This window comes from Ureibacillus sp. GCM10028918, assembly GCF_042666115.1.
Lineage (GTDB): Bacteria > Bacillota > Bacilli > Bacillales_A > Planococcaceae > Ureibacillus.
The window spans coordinates 19476-35853 of the sequence record NZ_JBHTFK010000036.1 but is presented as its reverse complement, the minus strand read 5'-3'; the positions used below and the strand labels follow the sequence as shown (position 1 = coordinate 35853).

The 16378-nt window shown below is 37.4% G+C and carries 13 protein-coding genes; all 13 read right to left on the bottom strand.

Annotation, left to right across the window (positions count from 1 at the left end; all coding sequences use genetic code 11):
- Positions 1-13: 13 nt before the first annotated feature.
- Entirely contained in the window at positions 14-511 is a 498-nt protein-coding gene (gene yabQ, locus ACFQU5_RS17165; protein ID WP_390290573.1) for a spore cortex biosynthesis protein YabQ, read from the bottom strand.
- Positions 508-807, bottom strand: a complete 300-nt coding sequence (gene yabP / locus ACFQU5_RS17160; RefSeq protein WP_036197841.1) for a sporulation protein YabP — start codon at positions 805-807, stop codon at positions 508-510. Before yabP ends, yabQ begins: the two co-directional genes overlap by 4 nt.
- Before the next feature lie 144 nt (positions 808-951).
- On the bottom strand, positions 952-1242 hold the full coding sequence (locus ACFQU5_RS17155; RefSeq protein ID WP_301139688.1) for an RNA-binding S4 domain-containing protein: 291 nt from the start codon (positions 1240-1242) through the stop codon (positions 952-954).
- A complete protein-coding gene (yabN, locus tag ACFQU5_RS17150) occupies positions 1243-2712 on the bottom strand; it encodes a bifunctional methyltransferase/pyrophosphohydrolase YabN (protein WP_390290568.1) in 1470 nt (489 codons plus the stop codon).
- A gap of 8 nt (positions 2713-2720) precedes the next feature.
- The gene (locus ACFQU5_RS17145; RefSeq protein WP_390290565.1) at positions 2721-4325 is read right to left on the bottom strand and encodes a putative polysaccharide biosynthesis protein; all 1605 of its coding nucleotides are present in this window, start codon (positions 4323-4325) and stop codon (positions 2721-2723) included.
- A 154-nt stretch (positions 4326-4479) separates the two neighbouring features.
- Positions 4480-5016 carry a stage V sporulation protein T gene (gene spoVT / locus ACFQU5_RS17140; protein ID WP_390290562.1) on the bottom strand — a complete coding sequence of 179 codons (537 nt, stop codon included), beginning with the start codon at positions 5014-5016 and terminating at the stop codon, positions 4480-4482.
- 175 nt (positions 5017-5191) lie between these two features.
- Complete coding sequence (mfd, locus tag ACFQU5_RS17135) at positions 5192-8704, bottom strand: transcription-repair coupling factor (RefSeq protein WP_390290559.1); 3513 nt, start codon at positions 8702-8704, stop codon at positions 5192-5194.
- Between the two features lie 206 nt (positions 8705-8910).
- The gene (locus ACFQU5_RS17130) at positions 8911-9138 is read right to left on the bottom strand and encodes an anti-sigma-F factor Fin (RefSeq protein ID WP_036197852.1); all 228 of its coding nucleotides are present in this window, start codon (positions 9136-9138) and stop codon (positions 8911-8913) included.
- Between the two features lie 129 nt (positions 9139-9267).
- Positions 9268-9831: an aminoacyl-tRNA hydrolase gene (gene pth / locus ACFQU5_RS17125; protein ID WP_390290555.1), complete on the bottom strand. Its 564-nt coding sequence runs from the start codon at positions 9829-9831 to the stop codon at positions 9268-9270.
- A 454-nt stretch (positions 9832-10285) separates the two neighbouring features.
- Complete coding sequence (locus ACFQU5_RS17120) at positions 10286-10915, bottom strand: 50S ribosomal protein L25/general stress protein Ctc (protein ID WP_390290552.1); 630 nt, start codon at positions 10913-10915, stop codon at positions 10286-10288.
- Positions 10916-11296: 381 nt separating this feature from the next.
- The gene (locus ACFQU5_RS17115; protein ID WP_390290549.1) at positions 11297-13501 is read right to left on the bottom strand and encodes an MBL fold metallo-hydrolase; all 2205 of its coding nucleotides are present in this window, start codon (positions 13499-13501) and stop codon (positions 11297-11299) included.
- A 526-nt stretch (positions 13502-14027) separates the two neighbouring features.
- Positions 14028-14987, bottom strand: a complete 960-nt coding sequence (locus ACFQU5_RS17110) for a ribose-phosphate diphosphokinase (protein ID WP_390290547.1) — start codon at positions 14985-14987, stop codon at positions 14028-14030.
- A 26-nt stretch (positions 14988-15013) separates the two neighbouring features.
- Complete coding sequence (glmU, locus tag ACFQU5_RS17105) at positions 15014-16378, bottom strand: bifunctional UDP-N-acetylglucosamine diphosphorylase/glucosamine-1-phosphate N-acetyltransferase GlmU (protein WP_390290544.1); 1365 nt, start codon at positions 16376-16378, stop codon at positions 15014-15016.

Sequence of the window (16378 nt, the reverse complement as noted above, 5' to 3'; positions counted from 1 at the left end):
TTATACTATTATTTCAACGTTTTTTAAAGAAAGTCCTTCTAACTTTTGTATAAAGTTTTTGAAAATGTTTTTTGAGGAATTTATTATATATTTTGCGAAATGGTAGGAATATAATCAAAATAATACGAATAACCAGTTTGATAGTACCTATAATAACATTCTTCACCAATTTAATAATTGCGATAATAGGCTTAATTATAAGGAAAATAAAGACTCGTCCAATAAAACGAAAAGTCGGTTGAAAAACAGCTTCATATAAAAAGATACCCAAAATCTGCGCTAATGGGTCGACTAAACGCCATTCTCCACCCTTAATAGTAAATAAAATATAAAATGTTAGGGCACCTAAAAGTGCCCAAACAATAAGCTCTACTCCATATCCCATTTTTCTTAAGATTGATTTTTGACTTAAAGCACTTAGTGAAAAACGTGTACAATCAACAATTGCACCAACCAATAAACCACTAAGCGCCATGATCAATATACTTACAACCTGTTCATTTATGGTCATCCAAATAATTTATGGAGGAAGCCTTTTGATAACCCTGAATCTTCGTCATCGTATTGTACTAGTTTTACATTTCCTTCTAATGTCAACAACCCTTTATCGACGTCTAAATGGACAATACGTAATTCCTCACCACGGATTAGTAAATGGCCTTGAGCAGTTCGGATATAAAACTCTTCCTGATCAAATCGCTCAATTTCCTTTACAGAAGTCATGTCCATTCTTTTTCGATTGCGCACTGTCACAAGATGGTCACCAGATGTCATAGTGTAACGATTACTTTCTTGATGTAGCGTCATATCGTTCCTCCTTCGCTTGTTTGTGTTTGTTCTGTTCACTTTATGCTGAAACTAAAAGAAGCATGACAACTATTTTGTTGCCATGCTCTAGAAATTTAATATTTTTATTCTCGTAATGTTAATTCAAATAAGAAGTTCTAAACTCTATTCTTCATCATCGATAAATTGAGGTTCGATTTTATCAAGCTTTTCTTCTTTAAGAATCGTAAACATATTCATGGCTTCTTCTTTACGAACATTTTCTCGTAAATCTTCTACACGAGCAGTTACTACTTTCTGTCCGAAACGGATCGCAAGCTCGTCTCCTACTTTCACGGCAGACCCAGCCTTAGCCACTTTCCCGTTGATCGTAATTCTACCTTGATCTGCGACTTCTTTCGCTAACGTACGTCTTTTTATTAATCTGGACACTTTTAAGAATTTATCGATTCGCATTTATAAGTTCTCCCTTTTCTCTAATACTTTTGCTTCATTCCAAAATGCATCTAATTGCTCCAAAGTAAAATGACTAAACGTAAGCCCACTTTCCTGTACCTTTTGTTCTACAAATTGAAATCTCCGAGCAAACTTTTCGTTCGCATGAATCATCGCTTCCTCAGGAGAAATTTTATAGAATCGAGCAATATTGACAAGCGTAAATAAAACATCCCCGAATTCGTCTAGGCGAGTTGCAGAACTTCCTTTTGTTACTTCCTTTTTAAACTCGTTCCATTCCTCCAGGAACTTCTCCCATGCACCATCTTCATTTGGCCAATCAAAGCCTACAGAAGCTGCTTTCTTTTGATAGTTAAAAGAAGTTAAAAGAGAAGAAGTTGCTCGATACTCTCCTTTTAATAAGGAGCCTGTTTGTTCCCCTTTTTCCTGTTGTTTGATTGCATCCCAATTTACCACTACCTCATCAGCATTTTGAACCGATACATCACCAAAAACATGAGGATGTCTACGGATCATTTTCTCACTGATTGAAGCTAAAACTTCTTCTAAGTTAAAATACCCATTATCTTCGCCAATTTGAGCATGCAAGAAGATTTGCAGGAGTACGTCTCCAAGTTCCTCTACCATACCAAAATCATCTTCTGCATCGATTGCTGCTAAAAATTCATGAGCTTCTTCTAATAAGTATTTCTTTAAGCTTTCATGGGTTTGTTTTTGATCCCATGGACAGCCATTTGGCCCTCTCAGGGTTGCAATAATTCGTCTGAATGTAGTCCAATCACGTAGAGCATCCAAGTCACCTTCAACTGGCGGGACGTAGATTGTAGTTAAATTATTGATTTCCATCGACTGATCCAACTCATACAAAGGAACAGTTGTTAAACGTTCTAACGAAGATCCTGCAGCCGTTACAATCGTGACCGGGTAATCATCTCGGTACTTTTCCATTAACGATAGTTTAACTTCCGATGCACTAAAAGAGTCGTACACCTGGGCAATTAATACATGTCCGCGCATGTTGATATCATGAATCGAAAAACTTGTCCCGTCCAACAATTGGAACCCTTCAATTGGATCAATTTTAAGCGCACCGAATATTGGGTCTAAAAAGCTTTGACCCCCTTCTATTACCAAGTCGATTTTCCCTTCTTTTTCAGCATCGATCAAAAGCTGGACAGTTTGTTCTGCAACTAAAGGATGCCCTGGAACAGCATACATCACTGGTTCCAATTCTACTGCTTCTATTAGTTTCGCTGTAATTTCTTCATAAACCGGTTGAAATGTACCATGTTTCTCGTAAACTGCGTCAAAGCTTTCAAATACAATACCTTCCTCCTGCAGTTCACTGATCACAGGGTGGTCCATTGTTCGAACATAGATTTTCTGTGCTGTTTTCAATTTTTTATATACACCCATTTGCAGCTGATTAAGTTCTGCTGCACCTAGGCCAATTACTGTTAACTTGTGCATATGTTCACCTACCTCTTTTTATTCAGCAATAGCTGGAAAGCCGCCATTCTACGCCCAAAAGGCACTAAAAACCATTCTTTCTCTGCCAGCAGTCTCGTTTTGGCAACAATTGTTAAATAAACAAATGCGCCGATAATGATCAAGCTGCCACCTGTTACAACCGCACCTATTCGACCTGAATGTAAGGCGATTGCGTTTTGTAGAATGCCGTCCATAACCATTACCGTTAAAATCATACCTCCACTGGCAAAACCCAGTTTTATGTAGAAATCACGTTTTGCTAGTCTCATCTTCAATAATTTTTTTAAATAAACCATCAGAAAGCCTGCACTGATAAACAGACCGATATTACTAGCGATAGCAGCCCCTAATACGTCCAGGTTAGGAATAAACAGCCGATTTCCAATAAACTTTAAGAGTATCGCTGCTAATAAAATGACTGCTGGAAATTTCAGCTTATTCATACCTTGGAGGATTGCCGTAAAAGTTAATATAATTGATAAGGGAATAATTTGTAATACATAAATCCTTAATACAGTTGATAAGCTATTTGTTTCAAAAAGCATTTCATTTACGTAAGGCATGACAATGATTAGTCCTATTGATGCTGCAACACCTAAAAGCAATGAAACTCGATAGGTCAATTGAATAAAGGGGGCGGCTCCACGTCCACTCGTTTTCTTGGATTGATAAGCTACTAGAGGTACAATCGCAAGCGAAAGTGAGGAAGCGATTATAACACCTAGCTGCACTAAAGGTTGACCACGGTCATAGATTCCTTTCATATTCATTGCATCTATTTCTGCCATACCATTTTCAAGTAATATTGAAAATACAGTAAATGAATCAATTAATTGAAAGCACAAAAGTAATAAGCTGCTCATACTCACACTTAAACTTAAGATGGTAACTTCTTTTACGATTGGCCATTTCCGTTCCTTACTTTTAACTTTCCCTGGTATCACGTTTATTCTTTTGGAGAAATAAAGCAGTAAAAGGACTCCCGCTATCTCCCCAATGACTGTACCAATGACCGCTGCATTTCCTGCTGCATATAGTGACTTCGATGTTGTCATTATAAGCCCTGCACCCAGTAATATAATACTCACCCGAACAAACTGTTCAATTACTTGTGCATATGCAACGGGCGTCATTTCGGCCTTTGCCTGAAAATGCCCTTTCATTAACGCAACAATTGGCATAAATAGCGTTACAAAAGAACCCGTCCTTAAGAGTGAAGCTAGCTGTGCATCACCCATTAGATGCGCGAGCAAATCTGCTCCAAAAAATAATACGCAAAAGAACATAATGGATAGTAATGTTAGATACTGAAAAATCGTGCGCTTGATGAAATTTCTTCTTTGCTCAACATCCGTCATACTCTGCGCTTCCGCCAACATTTTGGAAATGGCTACTGCAAAGCCACCAGATGTCCAAACGACAAAGAAAGAAATAAACGGATAGACTTGTTGATATATATAAAAACCTTGATCTCCAACTAAATTTTGAAAGGGTACCCGATAGACCGCACTTAAAACCTTCACAATTAAAGCTGCCATCGTTAATAGCAGTGCACCTTTCATATATTCCTTCATTCCAAAATTATCTGCCATTTTCATCCTATCCCCCGTAACATTGCCAATAGTATATCACGAAATACCAGAGGGGCTCGACTTCCAGATAAGTGTCTTCTATGACAATCGACTAAAGCATTTTATAAATGCATAAAAAAACGTCCCCTTCGAATAGAGACGTTGTTTTATATTTTTAGTTTTCCATTTGCTTTGCCAAGAAATTGGCCGCTGTTTCTGCCGCTTTTGATTCAACTTCACTTATAACATGAACCTTTGATAATAAATATACCGCTCCAATTGCATCGCCATTCGTAACAATTGGTGCTACACAGTAGGATTTCACTTGTTCAAACTGGCCCGGTACAAGTTCTATAGTCGATTCATTTTTATCCAATACAATGGATCGTTGTTTCATGAAATCTTCTGCAAATACTGATAAACGACGATTTGCGTATTCTTTCTTCGCTAACCCAGCAATCGCAATCATTTCATCTCTGTCACTTATTAGCGCTGGCGTACCAACTGTTTCATAAAGTGATTCAACATACTCTTTTGCAAACTCACTTAAGTCATTTATTGGGGAATATTTTTTTAAGATAACTTCACCTTCACGGTCCGTATAAATCTCCAATGGATCTCCCTCACGTATACGCATCGTTCTGCGAATTTCCTTTGGAATAACAACGCGACCTAAATCGTCGATACGACGGACAATTCCTGTTGCTTTCATCTTTGCTGCCTCTCTTTCAGAATCAATTTTCATTCACACAGATAGTATGGTTAAGAATTGGTCAATGTATGCAGAAAGTGTATGAAGAGGTTTAAATTCTAAAGTCGGGCAACAAAAGTAAATTATTATGCTAATATTCAATAAAGTTTCATTTTAACTTTGTATGAAAGTCTTCTTATTGCTTTTTGGCTTTAGCAACAATTTCAACTAATTGTTCCAACACTTCAAAAGGAGGAATCTTGCCACATTTTTTCTCTTCTATTGTTAGTGTTAACTTTGCCCCTTCCATTAAAAATCCAACTGCACGATCAAATTTCATGGATTCTGTTACAATCACACTACCATCAACATTTGCTGTACCTTGTTCTGATAAATAAAGGGAAATTACTTTTTGTTTTTCTTTGATCGCTGTGATACCTGCTTCAAGCGCCCATACTTTTACCCGGGCAATGCGTAAAAGCTTTTCTGTTTCAACTGGCAAATCGCCGAAGCGGTCCACTAATTCATCCCAAATTTCATTAAAGTCTTCCACCCGTTCCATTGATTTAATGCGTTTATACATTTGAATTTTTTGATAGCCATCTGGAATATAGGCATCCGGAATATAGGCATCTGTTTGCAGAATAATCTCAACATCAGGTTTTTCCTCTTTTACAACACCTGTTCTTCGCTCTTCAATCGCTTCTTCAAGCATTTGTGAGTATAAGTCAAACCCGACAGAATCAATAAAGCCATGCTGTTGTGCACCTAGTAAGTTACCTGCACCACGAATCGATAAATCTCGCATCGCGATCTTGAATCCAGACCCGAGCTCTGTAAACTCCTTGATTGTTTGCAGTCGTTGTTCTGCCACATCTGTTAATACTTTATCTCTTTGATACATGAAATAAGCATATGCAATACGATTTGATCGACCCACACGACCGCGTAGCTGATAAAGCTGCGATAATCCCATACGATCGGCATCATGGACAATTAATGTATTCACATTAGGAATATCTACTCCCGTTTCAATGATGGTTGTTGTAACGAGGACATCATATTCACCATCTAGGAAGTTTAAAATGATGGACTCTAATTGAGATTCGGTCATCTTTCCATGGGCATAGCCAACACGTGCCTCCGGGACAAGCATTTGAATTTCTTCTACTTTTCTTGTCATATCCTCTACACGATTATAGAGATAAAACGTTTGTCCGCCACGTGCCATTTCTCTTTCAATAGCTTCACGTACAAGTGCACCACTATACTCCATGACATAGGTTTGTACAGGGAATCGATTTTGAGGTGGTGTTTCAATAACCGATAAATCCCTTACCCCCACCATCGACATATGTAATGTACGCGGAATTGGCGTAGCGGTTAAAGTGAGAACATCCACGTTCGTTTTTAACTGTTTAATTTTTTCCTTGTGCGTTACACCAAATCGTTGCTCTTCATCGACAATCAACAAACCTAGATCACGGAAAATAAGATCCTTCGATAAAATTCGGTGTGTACCTATCACAATATCAACAGTTCCTTCTTTTAACCCTTTTATCGTTTCTGTCTGCTGTTTTTTTGTTCGGAAGCGACTTAATAAGCCTACATTAATAGCATGGCCTTCAAAACGCTCTTGAATTGTTTCATAATGCTGTTGTGCCAATATTGTTGTTGGTACAAGAAAGGCTACCTGTTTTCCATCCATAATCGCCTTAAAAGCTGCACGAATCGCAACTTCTGTCTTCCCATAACCAACATCTCCACAAACAAGGCGATCCATTGGGCGTTCCCGTTCCATATCATGTTTTACTTCGATAATAGAACGCAGTTGATCCTCAGTTTCTTCATATGGGAAAGCACTTTCAAAAGTTCGCTGTTCATCTGTATCAGGAGCGAAGGCATATCCTTTTTCTGCTTCACGTTTTGCGTAAAGTTTAATTAAATCATCTGCTATATCATTAATAGCGGATGAAACTTTGGCTTTTGCCTTTTTCCACTCTGCTCCACCCAGTTTATGCAGCTTTGGCTCTTTTCCTTCAGAGGCTACATACTTCTGGATTAAGTCAATCTGCTCAACAGGGACAAATAACTTATCATCTGCCCGGTACTTAATATGAAGATAATCTTTATGATTACCGTTCACTTCCAATGTTTCAATACCGATATATTTTCCTATCCCATGATGAATATGAACGACATAATCACCAGGATTAATTTCCGTATAACTCTTGATTCGTTCGGCATTTGACATTTTTTGTGGCCGGCGTTGTTTTCTTTTTGACTGCTGCTTGAATAATTCGTCGTCCGTCACAACTGCAATTCGCTGCAGCGGCAATTCAAAGCCTGAAGCTAGTTGGCCATCCACGATATAGATTCCAGCATCGACCGGGTTTCCTATTAAACTATGAATCCCATACTCCTCCAGCATACTTTGGAGTTTTTTGACTCTTTCTTTTCCATCTGCCATAAAGAGAACCGTAAAATTCTCCTGCATCCATCTTTCTACTTCATTTTGCAGGAGGGCAATTTGGCCATGGAATTGTTGCATTGGTTTACAAGAGAAATTCGTTGTCTTTTTAAATTGGATTCCAGAAAAAGTTCGGGCAAAAAGTGCAAAATAGAGCTTTTGGTGTTCCAACATTGAATTGATTTCCTTAAATGAGAAAGAAGGCTTTACATCATGTACAATTTTCCCTTCTTCTATTAATGAAATAAACCAGTCCTCTTCTTCACGCTCCCATGCATCCATTACTTCTTGGATTCTGCCCAGTTCATCGAATAGGACAATCCCATCAACATCAAAATAATCTCCTAAATAGGACAGGTTTTCATATAAAAGAGACCCATATTTTGTCACATGATTAGGGATACTTCCTTGATTCAAAAGTTCGATATCATGTTTTATATTTTGATACAGTGCTTCTTGAGTTTCTTGCTTTTTAATTTTTTTCAAGCTCTTGGCAAGAGCCGATTCCAGTCTTTCAGCTAATTGCAAACGTTGGTCCTTCGTTAATAAGATTTCCGAAGCTGGCAATATTTCGACAGAATCCAGTTTTTCGATAGAGCGTTGGTCATCTGCTGAGAACGTACGAATGGAATCGATTTCAGTATCAAAAAGCTCAATACGAATAGGTGACTCTGCATAGGGTGGGTAGATATCGAGTATTCCCCCACGCAACGCAAACTCACCAGGTGTTGTAACCATCTGACTTCTTGTATATCCCATCGTCACTAAGTGAAGCAACCATTCATCTATATCAATATCTTTTCCAATTGTTGCTTTTAAAAAGTAACCTTTCCACTGCTCGGGAGGTGTCATTATTTTGCGCATTCCGGCAATCGGAATGACATAAATAGCTGGCTCTTTTTTAACTAAATGATCTAAGGTCGCAATTCGGGCAGCCTTTAATTCCGGTGATGCGATTGTCATGTCGGCAGCGATAAACTCATCGGCTGGGTAATAATGAACTGCATCTTCTCCTACTAGGGAAGATAAATCATCTACTAATTTTTGGGCTTGTAGAAGATTTGGCGACAATATATAGATAGGTTTTTTTAGATCTTCAAATATGGTATGAATAAATGCAGGTCGAGCACTTCCTGTTAACCCCGTAATAAGCTGTGAATCATAATTCTTTTCACCAATTTGTTGGATGAAAGTATTTATATGTTTATCTTTAGAGAATAATTGATGAATAACATTCATTCATAAACCCCCTTCCTTCATTCCTATTTATGTAACTAGTCCTATTTTATATGAATTCTTTTGATTTTTTCATAGAACAAAGTGGAAAAAGCAGGAGACTGTTTTCTTAAGTCGCCCACTCTTTCGCACATTGGCTGTAGATGCCTTTGTTCACCCATGACTGATGACAACTGTCTTCCTTTTAGAAGAGTTTCAAACCATCTGCATTATTGCAACCACTTTTTGAGTGCATAATAATCGGGAAATTGTCTTAATGAATCTTCACAGTGTTCACAAATACAATGTACGGTTGTATCACCGCGTTCATTCTTCTCAATATAGTCGTCAACTTCTCCCACTTCAAATAAATGCAATTTACGAATTGTGTCATCTGCATCAAATGGTAATGTTCCAATTTCTGTTTCACAATGTCGGCAACGATATTTTACAGGCATTACAATCGTCCTCCCCCTTGAGTATGTAAGCAATAGCTTTGCATACTCAAAGTATTGACCTAATTTTGCCTATTTATGCACCAATCATATAGAGCTTTCGTATTTGCGACTGTCGCAAGCTTTCGTCACTTATGCACCATTAAATTCACTCATCACATCTAAAAATTTCTTGGATAAGGATGCTTCCACCGCAGAAACTGTTTTTTCAATAGCTTGCTCGATTGCTGGGCCATCTTCTTTTGAAAATTTAGCTAATACATAATCCACTACCTTCATTCCTGCAGCTGGTCGGCTAATGCCAACTCGAATACGATTAAATTCTTGTGTTCCTAAGTGTTGGATCAATGATTTAATTCCATTGTGTCCGCCGGCACTTCCCTTTTGGCGCAAACGTAATTTCCCTGTTTCCAAATCCAGATCGTCGTAAATGACAATAATATCTTCAATGTCGATATCAAAGTAATCCATTAATGGACGCACAGATTCCCCAGATAAATTCATATATGTTAATGGTTTTAATAAAATTACTTTTCCTTCCGGACGGTGAACACTGGCATACATTCCATTAAACTTCATTTGATTTAATGGTGCATCCCATTTTTTAGATAATGCATCAATACATTCAAAGCCTATATTATGGCGTGTATAGTCATATTGTTTCCCTGGATTCCCTAATCCAATTATTAATTTCATGAATACTCATCCTTTTTTTCCACTAATCGTAAATATTTTAACATAGGCAGGATTGAAAGAGAAAAAACTAGTTTATTTATGTATTTATTACTTCATAAAAGTGGAATTACCTTTTATTTATAAATAAAAATCTCGGATAAAATAAAATACAGTAATGTATGTACATATATAATTCCAATTTATAGAGTTCTTCTATATTAGAAATCTATATTAGGTCGGTCATGGCGACAAGAAATGCGGACGTGGTGTTTTTTTGTCGCCTGCTGTTGTAAGGCCCGCTCACATGGTATTCACTCTTAGTTTCTGTATATATTGCACATCTTACTTGTTAGGATGCGACTTCAAAATGGACAGCTTTCTGGAAACTAACAATTAGATGTAGACGAATATTTTTATTATTCCCTTTTAAAAAATAAAAATGTATGAGCAGTTGACTCATACATTTTGCACACATTTAGCCTTGTGATTCAGGTGCTTCAGTCGCTTTAATGTCTTGAACTTCTGTATCACCTTGTCCAGCTGTATCATCGTTTACGACAACTGGCGGAGTAACAGAAACAAGTGTGTCTTCATCTGCGTTTAGTATTTCATATGGAACCGTATTTCTGATTTCCGCAACAGAGATTGATTCATTCATTCCTACATTTGATGCATCCACCTCAATTGACTCTGGGATATCAGATGGTTTTACTTTAATTTTCAATTCACGAATAGGCTGCATTAATACGCCGCCTTCTTTTACGCCAGCGGACTCACCAATTACCGTGATTGGTACATCTACTTCCAACTCCTCAGCCATATTAATAGAAAGTAAATCTACATGTTTTACAGTGCCTTTTAGTGCACACCTTTGCACATCAGTTAGAACTGCATTGATTTGGTTTCCTTCTAAATTGATTTTAAAAACACTTGTGCGTCCATACTTTTGAACAGCTTTTGACATTTCCTTATAATCAATTGTTACCGGTTTATTATCAACTTTATATCCATAAATGACTCCAGGCAACTGTCCCTCATTACGAAGTTTTGTTAGAGTAGATTTAGCTCCTGTTTCTCTAAGTTTTGCTTCTAAAATAATATCCATAAATAAACTCCTCTCAAAGTTATGTCCACTTTCAGTATTCCTTTATTTTTGGAATCCTAAACTTTTCTAGCACATAAATTTGGCTAATAGGATTATTTTGGAACTAACAAAGCCGCAGCTATCACTTTAGCTTAATATTTAAAAATTGTTCATTTCAGAAGAGGTACCTAATATTTAGTCAACGTACTTTACATAGATTAAACATCATTCACTTCGACCATATTTCTAAATGATTTGGTTCGACACTTTCCTGCCAGCATTGTCTGCCAAGCCTTATCGAAAAATCACCTAAAAAACGTGCAGAAAAAGTCGAATATCGACTTTGCCTGCACTCTGATGACCCATATTAAATTCCTAAAAAGTCTCTCCTAGTTGATACAATTACTCTGCACTTCTAAATGTATCTAGAACATTGTCAGGAACGATGATCGCACTCGCTTTTGTGAGACTGATCGTATAGGTTTCTCCCTGCTGAACAGCGTTTAGGATTGCTTCTGCCTCTTCTTTTGAGTTTAACCTTTGTGTACGTAAGACTTCTGTTGTGCCTTCTGCTCGATGAACCGATTCTACTGGCCCGTTATTTGGTAGATAACCTTGGTAAGTATCGTGCACATCGATATGGAATTGAACATACCATCCGTCTGGATCATGTGTATAAGAATCTAATTCAATCCTAATTCCATCTTCTAATAATGGTATCTCTTTGTTTACATTTTGATAACTGTCGTACCCTTGAATGATTTTTCCACCATCTACCAATGTTGCTTTAACATCTGTAAGTCCGTTTTCCCTGCCTGGTTTAAAGGGTCCATAGTTCTCTATACTTTGGTAATTCGGATTCGAGAGATCGCTTAAAGCATTAGTAGCGACAGAGTATCTTTTTTCCAGGAAATTAACAAATTCATCTTTTGCCAAAGCATCGAGCATCGTCAATTGTTTTTTCGAATTGGCTGGATCATTGTTGTAAGCCTTCAACGCTTGGTAAATTTCAATTATCGGATATTGATTTGTGTGTTGAGGCGCTACATAATCCACATCAAACATTTGCTGCAGCCAAGCAAGTCCATATTGAAAACCGAGCCTCAAGTAACCATTCTCTTCAGTTGGTGTGTAAAGTCCGTTAAACCCATAGCCTCCCATATACCCAAAGCTCACCCATTCACCGTTTTGAGGATTTTTCAGCTTGAATATTGCCGAAGTTGTACCTGGTGTATGTCCTGGAGTATGAGCTATTAACAGTTGGACATTCCCAAAATCCATGTACTCGTCATAGATATAAGGTTTTATTCTATTTCTAATTTCTGTTTCTTCTTCAGGAAGTGCTCCCTCAATATTCCACTCATTGCCCATCGCATCTTTTCGGATACCATTAGCCTCTTCATACGCACCATGCAGAGTAACAGACCCACCAGCATTTTCAATCATATTAATCAATTCTACTGTTGTTCCATAGTGGTCAAGGTGGCCATGTGTAAGCATGATATCTGTAATTTCACGTGGATCAAAGCCAACAGCTTCTATGTTCTTCCAATACTGATAACCGCTATACGGCCAACCACCATCATATAAAATAAGTCGGTCATCAGATTTTGCTTTCGTTCCCATATCTGCGTGGAATAAATAGGCCGATACCTCATTGTCACCCACGTAATAAAATGTATCTTCTACAATTTCAAAAGGCTCGGTACTACTAGCATATGGGGATACAGTAGGCTTGTTTCCTCTAATTTTATCGTAGCTTTCCCCTGATATTGGATCAATGCCTTTGTCTTTAAGTAAATAACTCATCGATGGAACATCCCACACAGGTTTCCCATCAGAAGTTGACTGCGGAGTAAAATAGTATATGGAAGTTACCTTTGCAGCGTTGGATTGTTGATAGTTTCGATCAAATACAACGTATACCGCTTGTCTTTGGGTTGTTGAATAATGATAATCTGCGGTAACAGGTATTGATTCAAAATCAGAGACCGTAGAGTACGCATAATTTTCAGTGTTGACATTGTAAACGGATACATTTTTGGCTACTTTATATGTTTCTTCATAGCGTTTTATTGGTTCCGGTAATGGCCTGCCACTAATATCTTCAGTTACAATTCTTCCATCCCCGACAGTTATCGTATTTTTTGTTTTATTATATACCCAGCCTGCAGCGACCATATTACCCGCCTCACCGTTTGTTGACGAAAGCTCTGGTCCATATTTCATTGTGTCGAACTGGGCATCTGTAGAAGTACCTTTAGCCAGAACCTTATTAAATGTTTCTGAAGGGTCTTCAGGAACAATTACAACATTCTTATTCACTTTATAGTCTACTAGATTCCCTTTTACAAGATTCACTGTTACATCATCCACGACACTGCTATCAATAGCCTGGGTTTGAAGATTCATTCGTTTTCCTTGTGTTATTAATTCGACTGAAACAACCTCCTTATCATTAACTTTCGTGATAATAGGATCTCCGATTACAAGTCCATCATAGGTTTGTACATCATCTTTTTTTGCAGCATACACTTCATTATTAGTAGTCCCCGCAATTATTAATAAAGCAATTACAATAAATAATTCAATTTTTAATTTTCTCATATAACCCTCCTTAATATTAATTAGCGAACGATGAAGCATTGTTTTTTCAGATTCTTTCATTTGTACTATTTTTCAATAACTTGAATATAGAATCACTCCTTTTCTATTAATTAATTATTTAATAGGAGTCTCGTGTTATGAAAACTCACTAAAAATAAATACGCAACAACCTGGCTGATCGGAAAATATATTTTTAAGTGTGAGTAATGTACGTTGTAAGAAACTGTTATTTATTGAGGGTATTTTGCGGGAAAAGTTGGTATGTATTGTAGTTCTACTTTTAATAGTAAGGTTAAGGATTTTCGCTGTTCAAACATGCAGCAGTAGTTTACGAATTTTATTGTAAGACAAATATAAATAATTGTCAATTCAGAAAATTTAGATAATACTTCAATGGAAATATGACTGTGCTTAGAAGGCTCACCTAAGAATAATCACTTAACTCTTTTTCCCTAGGAATTCTTTCAATCAACACAACTAAAAAGACAAGGCAGAATTCGCCTTGTCTCTAGTAACTTAGATTATATTAATCGAATAATGTACTTACAGATTTGTTTTCATATACGCGAGAAATTGCTTCTGCCATTAGATTTGCTACTGAAAGTTGTTTTACTTTCGGAGACATTTTTTCTTCAGAAAGTTGGATTGTATTTGTTACTACCAATTCCTTAATAGCTGAATTTTCAATACGCTCAATTGCTGGACCAGAAAGTACAGGATGTGAACAGCAAGCATAAACTTCTTTCGCACCAGCCTCAATCAATGCATTTGCCCCAATTGTAATCGTTCCGGCAGTATCAATGATATCATCAATTAGAATACAAGTTTTCCCTTCAATATTACCAACGATATTCATCACTTCAGCCACATTCGGTTTTGGACGACGTTTGTCGATAATCGCAATCGGTGCTTTTAAACGCTCAGCCATTTTGCGTGCACGTGTAACACCGCCGTGGTCAGGAGATACAATTACCAAATCTTCTGGATTGAAGTTTTTAGTCTTAAAGTAGGTAGAAAGAATAGGAACTGCTTGTAAATGGTCAATTAAGATATCAAAGAAACCTTGGATCTGTGGCGCATGTAAGTCTAATACGATGACACGGTTAGCACCAGCAGTTTCTAATAAATTTGCTACCAATTTTGCTGTGATTGGCTCACGAGCTTTCGCTTTACGGTCTTGACGGGCATATCCGTAATAGGGCATTACAACGTTAATTGTACGAGCTGAAGCACGTTTTACAGCATCAATCATAATTAATAATTCCATTAGATGTTCATTAACAGGAGCAGAAGTTGATTGAACGATAAATACGTCACAACCACGGATACTCTCTTCGATGCTAATTTGAACTTCTCCATCACTGAAATGTTTTACAGATGATTTACCAAGCTCTACTCCCATTTGTTCTGCGATTTCTTGTGCTAATGGATAGTTAGAATTTAAAGAAAAGATTTTTAACTTTGTGTCAGCATATTGATACGGCATGATGGCCTCCTAATAGTTTTACAAATTTATTTTAACTTCTTTGCGTAGTCCAATTTATTCTCTTGTCTTGAACGTCCAATTCCTAATGCATCTGCTGGTACATCTTTTGTAATGGTTGAACCAGCTGCTATAAATGATCCAGCACCCAATGTGACTGGTGCTACTAAATTTGAGTTGCATCCTACAAAAACGTTATCTTCTATAGTTGTTTTGAATTTATTTTTGCCATCATAATTCACTGTAATCGAGCCACAGCCAACATTGACATTACTTCCAACTTCGGCATCGCCAATATAACTTAGGTGTGAAACTTTTGTATCATTACCTAAAGTACTTTTCTTCACTTCAACGAAATTACCGATTTTTACATGATTGCCTAAATGTGTTTCGGGGCGTAAATGTGCAAACGGACCAACTGCAGTATCTTCTCCTATATAACTATCAGTTACAACCGAATTTTGTACAGTCGTACGGTCACCAACTCTACTATTTACAATGTTAGAATTTGGCCCTATAATACAATCTTCACCAATTATTGTTTGTCCCTCAATAATTGTGCCAGGCTTAATCACCGTATCACGGCCGATTTGTGCATCGGCGCTAATGTGAGTAGTCATTGGATTAATGATTGTAACACCATTTCGCATATGCTTTTCATTAATGCGATTTCGCATAATTTCTTCAGCTTGCGCTAATGCCACGCGATCATTTACACCTAATGTTTCTTCAAAATTGCTGCAAGTATAAGCTGAAACGATTTCACCTTGTCTTTGCAAGATTTCGATAACGTCAGGCAAGTAGTATTCACCTTGTGCATTTTCGTTGTTAACTTGTTTTAAAGCCTCAAATAATGCTTTGTTATCAAAGCAATATGTGCCTGTGTTAATCTCTGTAACTAGCTGTTGTTCTGGTGTAGCATCCTTTTGTTCTACAATTTGTGAAACCTGACCGTTCGCATCACGAATCACGCGACCGTATCCTGTTGGATTTCCTGCTACAGCTGTTAAGATTGTTGCTTTTGCTTTTTGATTATTATGGTGTTCATATAGCGCTTTCATTGTTTCCGGCTGAATTAATGGTGTATCACCACAAACTACTAAGGTAGTTCCCTCAAGTGAACTCAATAGGCTTTCTGCTTGAATTACTGCATGTGCAGTACCAAGCTGCTCTTCTTGAAGTACATACTCGCTTTTTTCACCAAGCTGCTCTTTTACTTTTTCCGCTCCATGTCCAACAACAGTAACAATACGACCTACATTCAATGTTTGAATGTTCTCTACAACATGTTCTACCATTGGCTTTCCACTTACTGGGTGGAGCACCTTATATAATTTGGACTTCATGCGAGTTCCTTGACCAGCAGCCAAAATGACCGCAAAAATATTCGTCAT

Bases quoted from the DNA above. Each gene is read 5' to 3' on its own strand.
- ACFQU5_RS17110 (WP_390290547.1), bottom strand. From the start codon at position 14,987: ATGCCGTATCAATATGCTGACACAAAGTTAAAAATCTTTTCTTTAAAT.
- mfd (WP_390290559.1), bottom strand. From the start codon at position 8,704: ATGAATGTTATTCATCAATTATTCTCTAAAGATAAACATATAAATACT.
- ACFQU5_RS17120 (WP_390290552.1), bottom strand. From the start codon at position 10,915: ATGGATATTATTTTAGAAGCAAAACTTAGAGAAACAGGAGCTAAATCT.
- ACFQU5_RS17115 (WP_390290549.1), bottom strand. From the start codon at position 13,501: ATGAGAAAATTAAAAATTGAATTATTTATTGTAATTGCTTTATTAATA.
- ACFQU5_RS17155 (WP_301139688.1), bottom strand. From the start codon at position 1,242: ATGCGAATCGATAAATTCTTAAAAGTGTCCAGATTAATAAAAAGACGT.
- yabQ (WP_390290573.1), bottom strand. From the start codon at position 511: ATGACCATAAATGAACAGGTTGTAAGTATATTGATCATGGCGCTTAGT.
- spoVT (WP_390290562.1), bottom strand. From the start codon at position 5,016: ATGAAAGCAACAGGAATTGTCCGTCGTATCGACGATTTAGGTCGCGTT.
- glmU (WP_390290544.1), bottom strand. From the start codon at position 16,378: ATGACGAATATTTTTGCGGTCATTTTGGCTGCTGGTCAAGGAACTCGC.
- pth (WP_390290555.1), bottom strand. From the start codon at position 9,831: ATGAAATTAATAATTGGATTAGGGAATCCAGGGAAACAATATGACTAT.
- yabN (WP_390290568.1), bottom strand. From the start codon at position 2,712: ATGCACAAGTTAACAGTAATTGGCCTAGGTGCAGCAGAACTTAATCAG.
- ACFQU5_RS17145 (WP_390290565.1), bottom strand. From the start codon at position 4,325: ATGGCAGATAATTTTGGAATGAAGGAATATATGAAAGGTGCACTGCTA.
- ACFQU5_RS17130 (WP_036197852.1), bottom strand. From the start codon at position 9,138: ATGCCTGTAAAATATCGTTGCCGACATTGTGAAACAGAAATTGGAACA.
- yabP (WP_036197841.1), bottom strand. From the start codon at position 807: ATGACGCTACATCAAGAAAGTAATCGTTACACTATGACATCTGGTGAC.